Raw genomic sequence first — 17969 nt, forward strand, 5'->3', positions numbered from 1 at the left:
TCGAGGCCGATATGCTGGGCAAATGAGCACACTCCCGAGCACGTTGGTGACGGTTGCCGAGGACGTGGACTCGGTGACGACGATCGGCGCCGAGGACGATCCGGTCGCGGCCGGGGTGTCGGCGCGCGAGGTCGAGGCGCTGTGGGAGTCGGTGCGGGACTGGTACCGGATGGGGACGACGCCCGCGATCCAGGTGTGTCTGCGGCGCAACGGGCAGATCGTGCTGAACCGGGCCATCGGGCACGGCTGGGGGAATGCGCCGGGCGACGGGGCGGATGCGGCGAAGGTGCTCGCGACGCCGGAGACGCCGTTCTGTGGGTTCTCCACCGCCAAGGGCGTTGCGGCGGCGCTGATGTTCATGCTGATCGAGCAGGGTGCGTTTCAGCTCGACGATCCGGTGTGCCAGTACATTCCGGAATTCGCCGCCAATGGCAAAGAACGGATCACCATCGGCCATGTGCTGTCGCATTCGGCGGGCGTGCCGTTTGTGACACCACCCTATAAAGGGTTCGAATTGGTGGTCGACGAGGAATTGGCCGTGCGGGGATTGGCCGACCTGGTCCCTAGTTGGCCGCCGGGCCGGTTCCGTATTTATCACGCGATGACGAGCGGGCTGATTCAACGGCTGCTGGTGCAGCGGGCTACCGGAAAACGGATGCGCGAGCACCTCGCCGAGCAGGTGCTCGAGCCATTGGGGTTCCGCTGGAACAACTTCGGGGTGCGCGCCGAGGAGGCCGACCAGGTGGTGGCCGGGGTGAAGACCGGGCCGGGGCCGTCGCGCATCTCGAAGTTCCTGGCGCGCAAGGCCCTCGGCGGCGGGATGGGCGGGGCGATCTCCGATGCCGCGACCCGGAGCTTCCTCACCGCCGAACTTCCGTCCGGCAATCTCGTCACCACGGCAGCCGAGTTGTCGCGCTTCTACGAAATCCTCAGCCGCGGTGGGGAACTGGACGGCGTGCGGATCATGCGGGCCAGCACGTTGCGCGACGCGATGCAACCGGCGAATCGCATACCCGGCCTGGCCGGACGGGTGAGTCGAGCAGGCTTCGAACTCGGCGGACGCCGATCGAAATTCGGGCGCAACACTCAGACACACTTCGGCCGCAGCGGACTGACCACCCAGTACGGCTGGGCCGACCCGGCCCGCGGCCTGTCCGGCGCCATCCTGACCAGCGGCAAGGCGACCACCGACATGCAGCGACCATGGCAACTCGTCGGGCAGATCTCCGGCACCATGGCGCCCACCGCCCAGCCGACCTGGCTGTGAATCACCGGTGGTCGCGCACGGTTTATGTGAGCACACATAAACGGTGCCCAACTGTGTGATCGGGTCCTTAGTCGTATCCGGCTATTCTTTCAAGCCCCGGAAAGTAGGGAAGTCGGGAAAGCCACTGTCGTGTATCGAAATTGGACATTCAACCGATAGGGGACTCGAGTGCGGTGAGCGCGCTCATTTCTCGATGGAGGTCGAAGATGTCCCAGTGGAGGACAAGACCGCGCACGGTGCGGCAGTCGGTCCTACTGGCCGCTGTGGCCGCGACGATGGTGCTCGGTCCCGCGGCAATTGTCATACCGGCATTCGCAACCCCTGATCAGAGCCCTGCCACGCCCGCTACCGTCGCGCCGGTAACCACCGCGCCGCCGATCACCACCGCGCCGCCGATCACTACCGCGCCGCCGGTGACCACGGCGCCCCCGATGACTACCGCGCCCCCGGTGACCACCCCACCCGTCACCACCGAACCGCCTGTCACCACTCCGCCGGTGACCACCGAGCCACCCGTCACCACTCCGCCGGTAACTACCCCCAACTTCCCGACCCCCGACGACGAATATGGTCCCGACGGCTTCGACAGCTGGGGCTACGACCGATGGGGTTATGACCGCGCCGGTTTCGACAAATGGGGCTATGACCGATCCGGCTACAACAGCCGCGGATACGACAAATGGGGCTACGACCGACAGGGCTATAACTGGGAGGGCTACACCTCGCAGGGTTGCGCCCGGTCCGGCGAGGACCGTCCGGACGCCGACCACGCGGCCTGCGCACTGCGTAGGGCGCGCCCATCGACCGGCAGCGCAGGCAGCTGAACACCTAATACCTGACCGGCCCGCATCCGGCCGAGCCTCTCGCACACCGGCTCGTCACCGCGCTCGAAAAGTCGCGCGACGAGCCGGTGTGCGAAGCCGGTTCACGAGGCGCAGAGGGCGGCGTCGGCGACTGCGTTCATATCGCCCTGATGCATGATCGTGGTGATCGGGTCGGGCAACTGATTCATGCTGATGGTGACCGCGCGACCCGGGGTGGCGGCGTTGATGACGACGAAGCCGTTCATCGCACCGCCGTGGCTCCAGACCTCGAGGCCGCAGGCGTTGATCCGGTGGAACAGGCCGAGCCCGAAATCGTTGCCGCGCAGCGGGTCGCCGGACGGGACGGTGCGTTGCATATCGGCCAATTGCGCGGGCGGTAGCAGCTCGCCGGACAGCAGCGCCATGAAGAACCGATCCAGGTCGGCGCCGGTCGACACCATCGCGCCGTCGGACAGACCCCAGCCCGGATCGATGTCGGTGATATCGACCAGCGTGCCGTCGAAATCGTGATAGCCACGGGGGTGCGGCAGCCGAATGACGTGCTCCAGTGGGAACAATGGCCAGTAGGTATCGCGCAGACCGAGCGGGAGAATGATCCGGCGCGTCACCTCGAGCCCCACCGGCTGACCCGTCACTCGCTGGATCAACTCGCCCGCCAGCAGGAAGTCGGTATTGGAATAGCCGGTACTCGTGCCGGGCGCGAATTCGGACGGCTGGTCGAGACCGAGCCGGATCAGCTCGGCCGCCGACCGGGGTGTCTGCAACCCGGCGACGGACGCAAGGTTCAGGTAAGGCAGGTAATCCGGTATTCCGCTGCTGTGCTGCAACAGGTTTCGCACCGTGATCGCATTGCCGTCGCCCCCGGGCCCGGTGACGATGCCCGGAAGATACTGCTCCACTGGGGCATCCAGGTTCACCCGCTGCTCCGCGACCAATTGCAGCACGACCGTCGCCACGAAAGTCTTGGTGTTACTGGCGATCCGCACCTGCGCGTCGTCCGGAAAGGCGGCGCCGGTGACCAGATCTCCGACGCCACTGTCGAGTTGGGCGTTCAGGCCGTCCCCGGTGACCACGAGTTGCGCGCCGGGAACGCCGACGATCTGCACCAATTGATCGAGGTCCGCTTGCAACCGCGAGGTAGGAGCGTCCGGTTCGGCGATCGATATCGGCGGCTCGGAAATCAGCGAAACCGCCACGGTCACAACAAGGATCGCAGTCATCAATAATTGCCGCACCAGGTTCTCCATTTTCGTCGCCTGCTCTCCGCGCGCCCCCGAATTCGGTGAAAGGGCAGGCGAGGGTGACACCACGGCGAATGTTGGTGGCACAAGTACGGTCTGGATGGACACTAGAGGTATCCCCGGCCAGACAAAGATCGTTTCCGATCCGAGCGATCTCATCGCGCGGCAACAGATGAAAATCGCTGCGATACACCGCAGCTACCGCGGCGGTCCAGTGCTACTCGGGACGGGTGGCGCTGACGTATTGCAAAAGGCGGTGCACGTCCTGCTCGATATCGACCAGGCCCGCCTCCTCGAAGAGATCGGGAAATGTCCTGGTATCGAAGACGCGCAGCCCACTCCACCCGCCGACCACCCGGCTGACATCCCCGAACGGATTGTCCGCGCGGTAACTGGTGGTGATGGCGATCCGCCCGCCCGGCGCGAGCACCCGGAGCATTTCGCGGGTGGCCGCGATCGGATCGGGGATCAGGTATAGCGCGCCGAAGCAGCACACCGCGTCGAACGTGCCGTCTGCGAACGGGAGGACGCGGGCGTCGCCGCGCAGGTAGCCGACGCGCGGGCCCGCGTTGTCGGCGACGGCGCGGGCGAGCATCGGTTCGGAGTAGTCGAGGCCGATGGCGATGCCGTCGCCGGTCAGCGCGGTGCTCAGGTGACGGGTGAAATTGCCGGGCCCGCAAGCGATGTCGAGCACCTTCTGGGCGCCACCGAGGCGCAGCGTGCTGACCGCGTCGCGTCGATCGGACTCGGTGGTGCGCCCGCTGGCCAGGTAGAACAGCGCGGGCCGCCATGCCCGCTCGTAGACCGCGGCCAGCGCGGGATGGTTCATGGTGCGTCGCGCCAGGTTCATCGGGGCTCCTCGTGGTTCACCATCGCGAGCGGGCGGGTTCGGCGACTCGCACCGAAACCCGCCCGCCGCATCGTCTTTCAGGCCCGCGCGACCTCGATGGTCATCCCCGCCGCCCGCAGCCGCTCGGTGAGCGCATCGCCCATCGCCGCGGCGGGAGTGAGGATGCCCGCCAGCTCGGGCTGCTTGTCGATGTCGAAGGCCAGCGACAGGCCGCTCTCGCCGAGCAGCACCGCGGTCGCCTTGTAGCCGGGGTCGCCCTGGCCCGAGAAGGTCGCCACGTACTTGGCGCCCGACGAGGTTCGGGTGAACGTCTTCATGGCGAACCACCCACTGTCGCGGGCCTTTTCACTCGGTCCGGTGCCCGGCTTCGGCAGCACCCGGTCGAGCAGCTTGCGGCCGACCGCCACCCGGGACAGCACCGCGCCCGTCGCCATTCCCGCGACGAGACCGCCCGCGATACCCGCGGCCACCAGCGGCGCGGCGGGCGACTTGCCCGCGCTCATCACCTCGCGATAGCGGAAGTTCTTGCCGTACACCCAGCCGAGCAGGCCGTTGGTCCGGCGCACGATCTTTGTGTTGTGCTGCGCCATGACGAACGTGCTCACCCAGCCGTCCAGACTCGGGTCGATGGCGTTGGCGCGTGACAACGCCTGGTCGGACTGCCGGCCGACGTCCGGGTCCATCGATCGGTCCGGGCTCAGCGAATACGGGTGCGACAGCACCGATCCCCGGCTCGGATCGGCGGCGATCGCCTCCATCATCGCCCGGCCCGAGTCGATGGTGCCGCCGCTGACGCCACCCTTGAGCGACGCGACCAGCGTGGTCTCCTCCAGCTCGCCGGTGTTGTCCTCGAGCGACCGCTTGTACAGCTGGTACACGCTCAGATCCGACGGAATCGAGTCGTACCCGGCGGAATTCACGATCTTGGCGCCGGTCTCGACGGCCTGCTCGTGGTACTGGTCGATGGCATCGCGGATGAACAGCGGCTCACCGGTGAGGTCGGCGTAGTGCGTGCCCGCCTTCGCACAGGCGCCGACCAGCGGCAACCCGTAGCGCAGGTACGGGCCGACCGTGGTGACCACGACCTTGGTCCGCGCGGCCAACGCGGCGAGCGCGGCGTCGTCGGTGGAATCGGCCACCACGAGTCCCCAGTTCGCGGCGGCCGGGCCGAGCTCGGCGCGCACCTTGGTGAGTTTGTCCAGCGAACGCCCGGCCAGCGCGATGCGCGCCGACTCCGGCGCGGCGGTGAGCAGGTACTGCGCGGTCAGCTTGCCTACGAAACCCGTTGCGCCGAAAAGAATGAGGTCGAACTCGCGATTGTCTGCCATGGTCTTCCGTTTCTGCGGTTACGCATCGGGGCTGGATTTGGGGACCTTCTTGGCCCTGGTGCGCGGCTTCTTCGGCGCGACAGGCGGGTGCTCGGCCAGCCACGCGTGGTGTGTCTTACCGAGCTCGGTGACGGGCGGCTCGTCGTAGAGCCATTCCCGGGAGATCTGATGCCAGTTCGCGGTGCAGCCGAGCTGACCGAGCATGCCGAAGGTGAGGAAGTCGGCGCGGCGGGAGAACAGATGCTCCGGCGGCAGATTCTGCTGCTTCATGCCGGCGAACTCGCTGGCCCTCGGGTCCACCGCGAGCAGGAACGCGCCGCTGGCCAGCTCCGGGGTGATCGTCAAATCCTCGTCGATCAAACACCATTCGGACGCGGCGAGCACGTATTCCAGGCACTCCTCGGCGCCGATCTCCTCCGGCGAGTCGATCACGCCGCGCTGGATCATCAAGTCCCGCAGGTCTTCGGCCCGGTCCTCGGCGGCCGCGCGCAGGCAGGTCAGCTCGAACTGGACGTGGTCGGGGTCCATCCGGTTGAACAGCCCGAAGTCGAGGAAGGCGACCTTGCCGTCCTCGGCCAGCAGCACATTGCCCGGATGCGGGTCGCCGCAGAATTCGTTGAAGGTGAACAGCGAACCGACGTAGAAGCGGTAGATGATTTCGCCGATCCGATTGCGCTCGGCGTCGGGCAGCTGCCGGATGTCCTCGAAGCCCTGGCCTGCCACGTATTCGCTGACGAGCACCCTGGTGGTGCTGAGTTCCGGCATCGAGCGCGGCACCACGATGAACGGATGTCCGGCGTAGAGCTCGGCGATCTGTAGCTGGGTGTTCGCCTCGGCCTGGTAGTCGAGTTCGCTTTCCATATTGAGGCGTAGCTCGTCGAGCACAGCGGGGGTCACCCAGGGCATCGCCGATTGCAGCACCCGGCGAAACATGGCCAGGTTCTTCAGGTCCGCGCGCACCGCGGCATCGATGCCCGGGTACTGCACCTTGACCGCGACCCGCCTGCCGTCGTGCAGCGTGCCCCGATAGACCTGCCCGATGGAGGCGGCCGCGATCGGCTCGGCCTCGAACTCGGCGAAGATCGCACTCAGTGGCTGGCCGAAATCGTCCTCGATCACCTGGCGCATCGACTCGAACGACACCGAGGGGGCGGCGTTGCGCAACACCGCGAGTCGCTTCTGGAACCGTTCCCGATGAGCTTCCGGCACCAGATCCATGTCCAGCACGGACATCATCTGCCCGAGCTTCATGGCCACGCCCTTCATGGTGCCGAGCACCATCACCACCTGCTCGGTGGTGCGAATCATGGACTCCTCGGCCATTTTCGCGCGCACGGCCTCGGAGCGACCCCGCATCGACAGCCGAGCGCGTTGCGTGCGGATAACCGAGCCGGCTGCGACGGCACCGAGCTTGGTGCCACGAGCAAGCCGGGAGGTCGGTACTTGCTTCGCCATCGAGGTACCTCCATTGGTGCCAGTGCGCGGGGCGGTGACGCAGCCCACTGGGCGTACCGCTCGCGTTCAGAGTAGCCAACCTCGCGACAAAGTCGAGCCCCTCGTCACACTTTTGCTAGCACCCCAGCTAGCACCCCTGGAGTCGGGCGATTGATCAGTTCGCTGAGTTCGCACCGGGTGAGGGCAGCACGTGCGGCTGCGCGTTGAACACCTGGGCGGAGCCGTTGGCACGCGCCATCCCGTCGATCGCGCTCCAGGCCATCATGGTCAGGTAGTCGATCACTTCTTCGCGCGACATCGTCTTGTTGGTGGTCCACCAGTGCGTGGCCAGTTGGATGCCGCCGACCAGCACGTAGGACCAGAGCATCGCGCCGTCGGTCTGGATGCCCTTTTCCGTCGCGCGATCGACGATGACCGCGGCCACCACCTCCGCGAAGAGCTTCTCGAACTCGGCGAGCGAGGACTGATCGGCCGAGCCGTTACCCATGATGAAGCGGTAGACCTCGGGGTCCTCGTCGACCGTGCCGACGTACTCGGCGAGCGCGGAACGGACCAGCTGATACTCGTCCGCGTCCAGGCTGATCGCGCCGTAGACCCGCGGCATCAGAGTGGTCTCGATGAACCGCTGCATGGTCGCGTGGACCAGGTCGTTCTTATCGGAGAAGTACCGGTAGAGGACGGTTTTGGAGACGCCGATCTCGGCGGCGATCTCATCCATCCCGGCGTTGGAGCCGCGGGCTCGGACAGCGGCAAGAGTGCCGTCGACGAGTTCCTCGCGGCGGTCGATCTTGTGCTGGCGCCAACGGCGTTTGCGGCCATCTTGTCGGCCGGTGCGCACCGCCGCCGGTCGGTCGGCGAGCTCGCCGACATCGACAAGGTCATCGGTGGACAGCGTGGGCTCCCTTGTTCGTCGGTTTCTCCTCGGACCCCCAGCTTAGGTCCCTGTCACTGGTGATATGCGCGTTTGGGCAGGGATGCGACGGGTTGCACATCTTCGGCGCCTACGGCGGGCCGGGCGCTCGGCACAGCAGAATAGGAGACATGGAGAAAGCCCCCGGCACCATCGCGGTCCTGGAAACGCCCCCGGCGCCCGGTGCGGCCGCGCCGTTCGGCTTCGCCGCCGTCCTCGACGAGGAGAGCAAGCGACGCGACCTCTGGCGGATGAAGGCGCTGGCCACCGGGTTGCTCGCGGTGGCGACGGCGATCTATCTGTTCTGTCGCTGGCTGGAATCGCGAGGCAGCGGCGGTGGCTGGGTGGACTATGTGCGGGCGGCGTCGGAGGCGGGCATGGTCGGCGCGCTGGCCGACTGGTTCGCCGTCACCGCGCTGTTCCGGCATCCGCTCGGCCTGCCCATTCCGCACACCGCGATCATCCGCAAGAAGAAGGATCAGCTCGGCGAGAGTCTCGGCACCTTCGTTGGCACCAACTTCCTTGCTCCCGAGGTGGTTTCGGCGAAGGTGACCTCGGCGCAGATCTCCTGGCGGGTCGGTAAGTGGATGGCCGATCCCGGTCATGCCGCGCGGGTGGCCGAGGAGAGTTCGACGCTGCTGCGCGCGGTGGTCGACGTGCTGCGCGACGAGGACGTCGAGCAGATCATCGACCAGACGATCGTCAGGCGGATCGCCGAACCGCTCTGGGGCCCGCCGATCGGCCGAGTGCTCTCCGAATTGCTCGCCGACAACCGGCAACTCGTGCTGTTGGATCTGCTCGCCGAGCGGGCGCATCAGTGGGCGTTGGGTTCACAGGAGACGATCGACCGAATCGTCTTGCGTGATGCACCGCAATGGGCCCCGAAATTCGTCAACATTTTGCTTTCCGAACGGATCTACCGCGAGCTGGTCGAGTTCACCTGGAAGGTGCGGTCCAACCCCGAGCACGAGGTGCGGCTGGCCGCGAATCGCTTTCTCGAGGAATTCGCCGACGATCTGCAGCACGACGACGCGATGATCAAGAAGGCCGAGCGGATCAAGGCCCAGATCATGGGCCGCGACGAAATCACCGGCATGGCCGAGGCGACCTGGCGGGCGGCCAAGCGATTGATCTTGGAATCGGCCGACGATCCGAACAGCACACTGCGGCGTAAGGTCGGCGAGAACGTGCAGCAACTCGGTGAGCGGTTGCGCGACGACGCCGATATGCGCGCGAAGGTGGACGGCTGGATCGACCGGGGGGCAAGGTATCTCGTCGGCAACTACGCCGGGGAGATCAGCACGCTGGTCACCGATACGGTTGCCAGGTGGGATGCGGACGAGGCAAGCAAGAAGATCGAATTGCAGGTTGGGCGTGATCTGCAATTCATCCGCATCAATGGAACGGTCGTCGGTTCGCTTGCGGGCCTGGTGATTTACACAGTTTCGCAGCTGATGTTCGGTGGCTGAGACATAGCGCGCCGGATGTTTGCCGCGAGGGTGCTAGCAGACTGCTTGCAATAGTTAGCACCCTGTCCTAGAATTGAACTCGTACAACCGCCAGAAGGTGAGTGATGGCAGACCAGCCCGAGGTTTCCGCCGAGTACACCGATAGTTCGGCCGAGCAATCGGCCGGCGTCGGAGAAAAAGCGGCCCGCGTGGTAAACGCGGCGCACGACATCGGCGGCTTCATCAGGGCACAGCGAGAGGCCGCGCAAGTCTCGCTGCGTCAGCTCGCCACCCTTGCGGGAGTGAGTAATCCGTACCTCAGCCAGATCGAGCGCGGATTGCGCAATCCATCCGCCGAGGTACTCGCGCAGATCGCCAAGGCACTGCGGGTGTCGTCGGAGGTGTTGTACGTCCGGGCCGGTTATCTCGAACAGCGGCCACACAGCCCGGTCCGGGATGCCCTGCTTGCCGATACGTCTGTCAGCGAACGGCAGAAGCAGGTGCTGCTCGAAATCTATGAATCGTTTCGCCGGGAAAACGGAGGGAACGAGCCAGGGGGGGATGGGGACAGCGTCGTTCCGCGCACAACAACCGAAACTCCGCCACGCCAGGAGAACGAAATACCATGACCGAGAAGACCACCCAGACCGTGACCAAGCCGATCCTCGCGACCGTCGGTGCGGGCGACGCCATCTACGCCGCCGTGACCGATGTGGTTACCCAGGTGCGTGAGCGCGCCGCCGCGACCGACGTCTCCGCCCGGGTCGACGAGGCCCGCGAGCGCTTCGCCAACGTGCCCGCCGACGTGCAGGCCCAGTTCGAGACGCTGCGCGAGCGGCTCGCCGGACTGCCCTCGGAACTACCGGAGGACCTCGCCGAGCTGCGCGAGAAGTTCACCCCCGAGGAACTGCGCACGCTGGCCGACAAGTACTACCACCAGGTGCTCGACATCTACGCCGATCTCGCCGTGCGCGGCGAGGAGACCGTGGAGCGGCTGCGCGCCAACCACCTGGTCGAGGGGCAGATCGAGCGCGTCGAGTCGCTGTACAAGGACGCCGCCACCCGCGCCGAGGACGTGCTGGGCCGGGTCAACGGCCTGCTCGGCCGTCCGGCCAAGGTCGAGGACGAGGCTGCCGCGCCGGTCGTCGACGCCGAGGTCGTCACGGTGACCACCGAGACCACCCCGGCCCCCGAGGCCAACGGCGCGCCCGTCGAGGCCGCCGAGCCCGTCGCCAAGAAGGCTCCGGCCAAGAAGGCGCCCGCCAAGAAGGCCGCGCCGAAGAAGGCTTGATCCCGCCGATTCGCCGCTGGTCCTGAGCACTGATTCACCAGGGCCGCATGGCTTTTGGAGCCAGCCCAGGTAACGCCCCCGCACACCCTGGTGTGCGGGGGCGTTGCTCGTATGATGGGACAGGTGAATATGGTGCACGGATTGACCGGGATGATCCTGCTCGTGCTGTGGCTGGCTGCGCTCGGCGCGACGATCTTCGCGCTGATCCATGCCGTGCGGCAGCGTCCGGACGCGTTCACCGCGGTGGACAAGCTGACCAAGCAGATCTGGCTGGCGATCCTCGGGGTCGCGGTGGTTCTGCTGCTGCTCTCGCCCGCGGGGCTCGGGCTGCTCTCGTTCGCCGCCATCATCGCGACCGGTATCTATTTGGCCGATGTGCGGCCGAAGGTGGACGAGATTCAGCGCGGTCCGCGCTGGTAGAAGCGTTGCGGCCGGATGTGGTCGCGGTCCGGCGGTAGGACTCGGACGACGAATACTCGATAACTTTTCGAGTGCTAGCACTAGCTAGCGGCGCGTATCGGAGTTACTGTATCGAGCAGTAACACAAAGGAGTGTCCGATGCGTGCCATGCTGCCGACTGCGTTGGTGAACTTCCCCGGTCAGGTTCGGGGGTTGCTCGACGCACACCGCGCGAACCTGCGGTCCCGTACCTATGCGACCGCGGCATTCAACCCGCCCGCCCTCGCGCCCGAGGTGATCCCGGTGGTCACCCGCGACGGCGCCAGGCTCCGCGTGCACGCCTACGGACCCGCCGACCGGCCGGTGATCGTGCTGGTGCACGGCTGGAGCTGCTGCATCGAATACTGGAACGCTCAGATCAACGCCTTCGCCGGCGAATATCGCGTGGTCGCCTACGACCAGCGCGGCCACGGCGAGAGCGAGCCGGGCGACAGCGCATTGAGCATGGATCTGCTCGCCGACGATCTGGCCGCCGTACTCGACGCGGCGTTGCGTCCTCGCCAGCGGGCCGTGCTCGTCGGCCACAGCCTCGGCGGCATGACCTTGCAGGCCTTGGCCGGGCGCTACCCCGACCGGGTCGCCCAGCAGGCCCTCGCGGTGCTGCTGACCAATACCGCACCCGATCGACTGGTCTTCGAGACCACCGTGGTGCCGTTGCTGAACCGGCCGATGCGGCTGTTGGAGTTGAAGGTCCCCCTGCCGTTCCTGTTCGGCCGCCTCGGGCTCGGCGCGCCGCTGGTCTTCCCGCCCATCGCGCCGATGCGTTGGCTGTTCGCGCGCTCGATCATGACGACCAAGGCCAAGGGCGACTTGCTCGACTTCAGCATGGCCATCGTGCGGTCGTGTCCGGCGGTGGTGCGGGCCAGGTTCGGGCGGCTGCTCGCCGACATGAACGTGGGCGAGGCGGCGCGAAACCTGGTGGTGCCCACCACGGTGATCGCCGGATCGTTCGATGACATGACGCCCGTGGTGCACTCCGAGCGGATCGCGGAGATGCTCAGGGAGACAGGCAGTCTGGCGCGCTTCGTGCAGCTGCCGACCGGGCATCTCGGTAACACCGAGGCGTACGAGCAGTTCAACGAGGAGCTGGGGCACGTCCTCGAATCGGTGCGCCTGCGCGCCGAAATCGCGGGCTGATTTCTCGCCTGTTGGTCAGGTGAACACGACCGTGCGACGGCCGTGCACGAGCACCCGGCCCTCCAGGTGCCAGCGCAGGCCGCGGGCGAGCACCACGCGTTCGATGTCGCGGCCCTGCCGGACCATGTCGCGCACGTCGTCGGCGTGGTCGATGCGGCTCACGTCCTGCTCGATGATCGGGCCCGCGTCCAGTTCCGCCGTGACGTAGTGGCAGGTGGCGCCGATCAGCTTCACGCCGCGCGCGAAGGCCTGGTGATACGGGCGGGCGCCGACGAACGACGGCAGGAAGCTGTGGTGGATGTTGATCGCCCGGCCGGTCCAGTGTGCGCACAGCTCGGGCGGGAGCACCTGCATGAATCGGGCGAGCACCACGGCATCCGGATTGTGCGAGTCGACCAGCGACCGGACCTCCGCGAAGGCGGGCCCGCGCTCGGCCGGGTCCTTCGGGAACCGCACGTGATGGAACTTCACGCCGTGCGCCTCGGTCATCTCGGCCAGATCCGGGTGATTGCCGATCACCGCCTCGATGGTCGCGGGCAACTCACCGCTGGCGGCGCGCCCGAGCAGATCGTGCAGGCAGTGCCCGTCCTTGCTGACCAGCAGCACCGCCTTGCGGCGTGTGCCGGAATCGAGCAGCTGCCATTCCGTCTCCGGACCCAACTCGGCGGCCACTCCGGCGAATCGGTCGCGCAGTTCCGCGAGCCCGAACGGGACCGTCGAGGCCTTGATCGCCTGGCGGGTGAAGAACCAGCCGCTGTCGGCGTCGGAGTGGTAACCCGCCTCCACGATCGAGCCGCCGAAGTCGGCGATGAACGAGGTGATCCGGGCGATGATGCCCGGACGGTCGGGACAGCCGAGCGTCAGTACGAAGCGGCGGTCGTCCGGGGCGGGTAGAGCGGAACTCATAGGCTCATCCTTGCAGGTCGCCTGACGACTGATTTCGCAAGTACATGGGTAACGCGTCGGGCACCGGCCAGCTCATACCCAAGCGGCGCCGTCGGCCGCCAACGCCAACTATCGTGCTACCCGAGTCTGGCCTGAAGTCCCGGAGAGGCGGAGGAGCTCGAGTGGTGGATGGTCTGAAGTTTGTGCGGCAGATAGATGGACTGACATACGAATTCGTGCCGGACGGATCAGCGCACGGCTACCCGTCGTTCAAACGCATCGATCGCGACCTGTGGTGTCAGCGGCTGCCGGACTTCGGCTGGTGCGTTGTCACCGACTCGGGAGCGGTGTCGAGCCGACCGTTCGATGACGCGGGCCACGGCGACCGACCGCCCGAGGGGACATGGGTGAGCCGCAAGGGCGATCGCTCGTATGTGTACGACCTGGTCCGGGTTTACAGCTCGTAAAACGGCTCGGGGTAATGGAATTCGCCGGTGATCCTGGAGTCGTAGGCGCTGAGCGCCCGGACTTGGAAGTGCGATATCCAGGACGGGTCGTCGGGCGTGATGCCGAGGCGAGCGGCGGGGACGAAGCCGAATTGCGGGTAGTAGTCGAGATGCCCGAGCAGGCAGACCAGTGGCTCGTCGAGGGCGTCGGCCGCGCCGAGTACGGCGTGCATGAGGGCCGAGCCGACACCGGTGCGCTGATGCTCGCCGAGCACGCCGATCGGGCCGAGGGCCAGTACCGGGAACGGGCCGATGCCGGCCCTGGTCAGGCACACGTGGCCGATCACCGTCTGGTACTCCACCGCCACCATCGACAGGGTCGGGATCCAGCCGGGGTCGCTGCGCAGCCGGGTGACCAGATCGACCTCGGGCGGATCGGCGCCGTCGTCGTCGGGCGGTTCGCCGGTGAGCTCGGTGAGGTCGCCATCCGCGTGGTGTGGACCGAACGCGCTGCGATGTACGGCAGCGATCCCGGCGATGTCGTCGGCGCGTTCGCGACGGATCAGCACGGTGTCGTCTCCTCCCGAACCAAGTAGGGGTCCATCCGCACACGTTAACCAGTCGACCGCTCGGTCACTACCGGCGATCTGTCACCCGGTACGAGTGTGCGGGAAGTGTCACCAGGCGCGCAACGGAATTCGCCACAGGTATGCCAGACTCTCAGCTCATGGCAAGTTCCGCGTCACCGACCAGGGCCGAAGTGGCCGCCATGATCGATCACACACTGCTGGCGCCGGGGGCGACCCCCCACGACGTTGCCGAGCTGATCTACGAAGCCCGCGAACTGGGGGTGCTGGCGATCTGCGTATCACCGTCGATGCTGCCCGTGCGCGCGCCCGGCCTCGTGGTCGCGACCGTCGCCGGATTCCCGTCCGGCAAACACCATTCGCTTGTCAAGGGCGCCGAGGCGCGGCTCGCGGTCGACCAGGGCGCGGCCGAGGTGGACATGGTCATCGATGTCGGCGCGGCGCTGGCCGGCGACTACAACGCGGTGCTCGCCGACATCGTGACGGTGCGCGAGGCGATGGGCGACCGGGCGGTGCTCAAGGTGATCATCGAGGCCGCCGCGCTGCCGGACGACGCGATCGTCGAGGTCTGCCGGGTCGCCGAACGCGCGGGCGCGAATTTCGTGAAGACCTCCACGGGTTTTCATCCCGCGGGTGGGGCCAGCGTGCACGCGGTCGAGCTGATGGCCGCGACCGTCGGCGGCCGGCTTGGCGTCAAGGCGAGCGGTGGCATCCGCACCGCAGCGGCCGCGGTGGAGCTGATCGCGGCGGGCGCGACGCGGCTCGGGTTGTCCAAGTCGCGCGAGGTGCTCGACGGGTTCCCCGCCTGACTCGCTGGGCCGCAAGGACTCTCGGATAATCGACCGAACCACCCTGGCCGCCTGGCGAATTCGCCACGCGGCCAGGGGCGGGTCAGGAGCAGGTGGCGCTGGTGTTGCTCTCGGCGGCGGGCAGCTCGGCGCGGGTGCCCGCGAGCTTGACGGCGATGCCGTCGTCGGTGACCTTCACCTCGGTCGGCCGCATGTTGTACGGGTAGCTCTGCAGGCTCTTGGTGAACACCTCGACGATGCCCTGCACCAGGTCGGTGGGCAGACCCATGCCGAGCAGCTGCGCCGACATCGTGTCCACCTCGATCACGCCGCCCTTGATGACCGGCTGTACCTGCAGCTGTGCCAGCCCGCCGAGCACGTCCAGGGTCAGCATGTTCGAGCTCGCGGACGATTTCACGCCGCTGACCAGACCGCCGAGCGTCTGCCGGATGCCGTCGTTGTTCCAGGTGACATCGGCCGAGGAACTGCCGATCACGCCGCCGCCGCGGCCGCGGTCGGTGATCTCGACGTCGTGGAACTCGGCGTGCACCACCATGCCGACCGCGGGGCCGAACTTGGTGTCGTCGCTGTCCACCTTCACCGTCGGCACCTTGCCGTCGATCGCGGTGATCAGGATCGGTCTGGCGCCGAAGCTCACATCGATCTTCGAGCCCATTTCCTTCTCGAATTGCGTACTGATGCAGCGGGACACGGTGTGCCGGTAATACGCCTCGCCGCCGACCAGGGCCGTGGCGAGCAATATCGCTACCACGATCAGGGCGATCAGCAGGGCCCGCCGGTTGATCGTCATGGTGGACGGTGGCTTCGTACTCATGCGGCTGATTCTTCCCCAAGTTTCTGTGCCGTCTCTGAGGGGGCATTGAGGGGATCGAATGTGACATGTGACACAAGAATCGAGCGTAGCCTGATGCACATGGCTGGCGATGCGGCGGGCCGCGCACTCGGTTCCGCGGACCACGGATGGCGGGTGCTGCGCCGATTGGCCGGTCGCCACGCGGGTTTCTTCACCACCCGTCAGGTCTTGCGCACCCGATGTGAGGCCCGGGTCCGCATCGCGCTCGGCGACGGCTCGGTGACCAGGGCCGGGGTCGGCCTGCTGCGACTAGCCGAGTGGCCCGCCGGTCCGCTCGACGAATACGCCATGTGGGCGGCGTGGTTCGACGGCGCCGCGGCGGTCTCGCATCACAGCGCGGCGGAACTACACGGCATCGGGCGACTACGTCCCAGGTTCCTGCACCTCTCGGTGGGTGCGGGCCGTCCGCCGGTGACGCCGCGACTAGTGGTGCTGCGGCGCTCGCTGATCGGCACCGAGATCGAGTCGGCCGGGCCGTTCCTGGTGACCACACCGCTGCGCACGGTGCTGGACCTGGCCGAGGCGGACATCGGACAGTCCGCGTTGGACGAGGTGGTCGCCGATGCGATCGCCATCAACCGCTGCACCAGCGATGAAATCCGTTCGGCTGGTGGCAGTTTGACGCCGCGCGGGGCGTCCCGGGTGTATCGAGCATTGACCGGCGCGTAGCCGGGGCGAATACAGAAGCGCCGCAGCGAAAGTCGTCGCAGCTCAATCCGCATGGGGCGGTCCGGGATTTGGCGCGACGGTGTCCCACGGAACCGACAGCACGCAGTCGCGCATCCGCCGCCGATAAGCGCGGAGCGGGAAGCCTTCCAGGCGTAGGGATTCGGCGGCAGCGCGCCAGCGGATGCGGGGGCCGTAGGGGGCCAGTGGCGCGGCGTGGGCCCAGGCCCGGTCGGCGGCGGTGAGCAGTGCGTGGATCGGCTCGCCCGGAATGTTGCGGTGGATCAAGACTTTCGGCAGTCGCTCGGCGATGTCGGAGGGTTGGTCGACGCTGAACGGGTCCCAGGCGAGGGTGAGCGATCGCGGGCCGGAGCGGTCCAGCAGAACCCAGGCGCAGCGGCGGCCGAGCTCGTCGCAGGTGCCGTCGATCAGCAGACCGTCCGGCGCGAGTCCGGACAGGATGGTCGCCCACGCCGCGGGTACCGCCGATTCCGGGTACTGGCGCAGGACGTTGAACGCACGCACCAAAACCGGTCGGAGACCGGTCAATTCGAACCCGCCACGGGCGAAGGTGACACCGTCGCGGCCGGGCACCACGCGTTCCGGATCGATCTCCAACCCGACGACGCGGACGTCCGGCCGCACGGTGCGCAGCCGCGCGGCCAATTCCAGCGTCGTCCACGGACTCGCCCCGTAACCGAGATCGACCACCAGCGGATCGCCCGCCATCCGAAGCCGCCCGGCTACCAGCGCGTCGTGCATCAGCCAGCGGTCACTGCGCCGTAGTCGATTGACCCCGGTGGTGCCGCGGGTGATGCTGCCGACCGGCTTGGTCAGCTGGTCGGGTGGTGTTCGTCGAGCCACTGGACCGTGAATTCCGCTTCGGCCCGGAACAGATCGACCAGGTTCACCAGCATCAGCTGCTCCAGCCGCGGGCCGACCATCGGGATGAACACCTTGGCCTCCGAGGAGAAGCGCATGGTGCAACCGGTGTCGGTGGGGAACAGGCGGATGGTGCCGCCCAGGCTGCCCGGCCCGGCCGGGATCGAGGCCGAGTACTTGCCGGTGATTTCCTCGGCGCCGAACGGCCCGTAGGTTTCCTTGCGGGTGATGATCATGTCCTTGCGCATCACGGCCTGCGCGATCTCCGGCAGCATCTCGCGCGGCAGGACGTGGTGCAGCTCGACCTCGATGCCGCCGTCGCCCGCCTCTAACTGCGCGACTTCGTTCCCCGGCGAGTACTTCCGCATCTCGGCCATCCGCGCGTCCCAGTAGTCGCGGTTCGACAGCGCCGCGTACAGCTCTTTGGTGGTGTGCAGCGGGTAGCGCGCGGAGTAATCAAGTCGACGGGCCATGAGTCGAGAGATTACTGGGCTGCATTTTTGGCCGCGCGGGCGCGGCGTGTTCGCGGCCCCCCGGGTGTCTCGCGTCCGAGCGGCCGAGACTAGCGCCTGCGGCGCATGCGCTTCGGCCACCGAGCGCCGTTCGCGGCCCGTCTCGCGTCCGAGTGGCC

20 protein-coding genes are annotated in these 17969 nt (G+C 67.2%); 10 read left to right on the top strand and 10 right to left on the bottom strand.

Annotated elements, in window-relative coordinates; genetic code table 11:
- Positions 1–22 precede the first annotated feature (22 nt).
- Positions 23–1267 carry a serine hydrolase gene (locus ABZ942_RS23590; RefSeq protein ID WP_357385350.1) on the top strand — a complete coding sequence of 415 codons (1245 nt, stop codon included), beginning with the start codon at positions 23–25 and terminating at the stop codon, positions 1265–1267.
- A 206-nt stretch (positions 1268–1473) separates the two neighbouring features.
- Positions 1474–2091: a hypothetical protein gene (locus tag ABZ942_RS23595; protein ID WP_357385352.1), complete on the top strand. Its 618-nt coding sequence runs from the start codon at positions 1474–1476 to the stop codon at positions 2089–2091.
- Positions 2092–2192: 101 nt separating this feature from the next.
- On the opposite strand, the gene ABZ942_RS23600 is transcribed toward ABZ942_RS23595, so the two are convergent.
- The 5 genes from ABZ942_RS23600 to ABZ942_RS23620 all read right to left on the bottom strand — a co-directional run bounded on the left by ABZ942_RS23600 (position 2193) and on the right by ABZ942_RS23620 (position 7803).
- Entirely contained in the window at positions 2193–3338 is a 1146-nt protein-coding gene (locus ABZ942_RS23600) for a serine hydrolase domain-containing protein (RefSeq protein WP_357385354.1), read from the bottom strand.
- A 211-nt stretch (positions 3339–3549) separates the two neighbouring features.
- On the bottom strand, positions 3550–4182 hold the full coding sequence (locus ABZ942_RS23605; protein WP_357385356.1) for a methyltransferase domain-containing protein: 633 nt from the start codon (positions 4180–4182) through the stop codon (positions 3550–3552).
- A gap of 77 nt (positions 4183–4259) precedes the next feature.
- Complete coding sequence (locus ABZ942_RS23610; RefSeq protein ID WP_357385358.1) at positions 4260–5510, bottom strand: saccharopine dehydrogenase NADP-binding domain-containing protein; 1251 nt, start codon at positions 5508–5510, stop codon at positions 4260–4262.
- Positions 5511–5528: 18 nt separating this feature from the next.
- Positions 5529–6965 (bottom strand): AarF/ABC1/UbiB kinase family protein, encoded by a 1437-nt coding sequence (locus ABZ942_RS23615; protein WP_357385360.1) that lies wholly within the window; start codon positions 6963–6965, stop codon positions 5529–5531.
- A gap of 154 nt (positions 6966–7119) precedes the next feature.
- Positions 7120–7803 carry a TetR/AcrR family transcriptional regulator gene (locus ABZ942_RS23620; protein WP_357385362.1) on the bottom strand — a complete coding sequence of 228 codons (684 nt, stop codon included), beginning with the start codon at positions 7801–7803 and terminating at the stop codon, positions 7120–7122.
- A 203-nt stretch (positions 7804–8006) separates the two neighbouring features.
- Between ABZ942_RS23620 and ABZ942_RS23625 the strand changes: the two genes are divergently transcribed.
- The 5 genes from ABZ942_RS23625 (at position 8007) to ABZ942_RS23645 (ending at position 12210) form a co-directional block, all read left to right on the top strand.
- Positions 8007–9344, top strand: a complete 1338-nt coding sequence (locus ABZ942_RS23625) for a DUF445 family protein (RefSeq protein ID WP_357385364.1) — start codon at positions 8007–8009, stop codon at positions 9342–9344.
- A 104-nt stretch (positions 9345–9448) separates the two neighbouring features.
- A complete protein-coding gene (locus ABZ942_RS23630) occupies positions 9449–9952 on the top strand; it encodes a helix-turn-helix transcriptional regulator (RefSeq protein ID WP_357385366.1) in 504 nt (167 codons plus the stop codon).
- Entirely contained in the window at positions 9949–10614 is a 666-nt protein-coding gene (locus ABZ942_RS23635; protein ID WP_357385368.1) for a heparin-binding hemagglutinin, read from the top strand. Before ABZ942_RS23630 ends, ABZ942_RS23635 begins: the two co-directional genes overlap by 4 nt.
- Positions 10615–10728: 114 nt before the next feature.
- Positions 10729–11034 carry a DUF2516 family protein gene (locus ABZ942_RS23640; protein ID WP_357385370.1) on the top strand — a complete coding sequence of 102 codons (306 nt, stop codon included), beginning with the start codon at positions 10729–10731 and terminating at the stop codon, positions 11032–11034.
- Positions 11035–11172: 138 nt separating this feature from the next.
- Complete coding sequence (locus ABZ942_RS23645; RefSeq protein WP_357385372.1) at positions 11173–12210, top strand: alpha/beta hydrolase; 1038 nt, start codon at positions 11173–11175, stop codon at positions 12208–12210.
- Positions 12211–12225: 15 nt separating this feature from the next.
- Here the strand turns inward: ABZ942_RS23645 and purU are convergent, their stop codons facing one another.
- Entirely contained in the window at positions 12226–13116 is an 891-nt protein-coding gene (gene purU, locus ABZ942_RS23650) for a formyltetrahydrofolate deformylase (protein ID WP_357385374.1), read from the bottom strand.
- Between the two features lie 161 nt (positions 13117–13277).
- On the opposite strand from purU, the gene ABZ942_RS23655 reads away from it, so the two are divergent.
- Positions 13278–13562 (top strand): hypothetical protein, encoded by a 285-nt coding sequence (locus ABZ942_RS23655; RefSeq protein ID WP_357385376.1) that lies wholly within the window; start codon positions 13278–13280, stop codon positions 13560–13562.
- On the opposite strand, the gene ABZ942_RS23660 is transcribed toward ABZ942_RS23655, so the two are convergent.
- Positions 13550–14110, bottom strand: a complete 561-nt coding sequence (locus tag ABZ942_RS23660) for an N-acetyltransferase (RefSeq protein ID WP_357385378.1) — start codon at positions 14108–14110, stop codon at positions 13550–13552. The two genes, ABZ942_RS23655 and ABZ942_RS23660, sit on opposite strands and share 13 nt — an antisense overlap.
- A 158-nt stretch (positions 14111–14268) precedes the next feature.
- On the opposite strand from ABZ942_RS23660, the gene deoC reads away from it, so the two are divergent.
- On the top strand, positions 14269–14937 hold the full coding sequence (gene deoC, locus ABZ942_RS23665; RefSeq protein WP_357385380.1) for a deoxyribose-phosphate aldolase: 669 nt from the start codon (positions 14269–14271) through the stop codon (positions 14935–14937).
- An 82-nt stretch (positions 14938–15019) separates the two neighbouring features.
- Here the strand turns inward: deoC and ABZ942_RS23670 are convergent, their stop codons facing one another.
- Positions 15020–15751: a DUF2993 domain-containing protein gene (locus tag ABZ942_RS23670; protein ID WP_357385382.1), complete on the bottom strand. Its 732-nt coding sequence runs from the start codon at positions 15749–15751 to the stop codon at positions 15020–15022.
- A gap of 99 nt (positions 15752–15850) precedes the next feature.
- Here ABZ942_RS23670 and ABZ942_RS23675 point away from each other — a divergent pair, with 99 nt between their 5' ends.
- Positions 15851–16459 carry a hypothetical protein gene (locus ABZ942_RS23675; RefSeq protein ID WP_357385384.1) on the top strand — a complete coding sequence of 203 codons (609 nt, stop codon included), beginning with the start codon at positions 15851–15853 and terminating at the stop codon, positions 16457–16459.
- Positions 16460–16501: 42 nt separating this feature from the next.
- Here ABZ942_RS23675 and ABZ942_RS23680 read toward each other — a convergent pair whose 3' ends face one another.
- Positions 16502–17320, bottom strand: coding sequence for a class I SAM-dependent methyltransferase (locus ABZ942_RS23680; RefSeq protein ID WP_357385386.1), 819 nt, complete (start codon positions 17318–17320; stop codon positions 16502–16504).
- Positions 17290–17811 (bottom strand): DUF2505 domain-containing protein, encoded by a 522-nt coding sequence (locus ABZ942_RS23685; RefSeq protein ID WP_357385388.1) that lies wholly within the window; start codon positions 17809–17811, stop codon positions 17290–17292. The genes ABZ942_RS23680 and ABZ942_RS23685 overlap by 31 nt, the downstream gene beginning before the upstream one ends.
- Positions 17812–17969 lie beyond the last annotated feature (158 nt).

It is taken from the genome of Nocardia sp. NPDC046473 (genome assembly GCF_040645995.1).
Taxonomy (GTDB): Bacteria; Actinomycetota; Actinomycetes; order Mycobacteriales; family Mycobacteriaceae; genus Nocardia.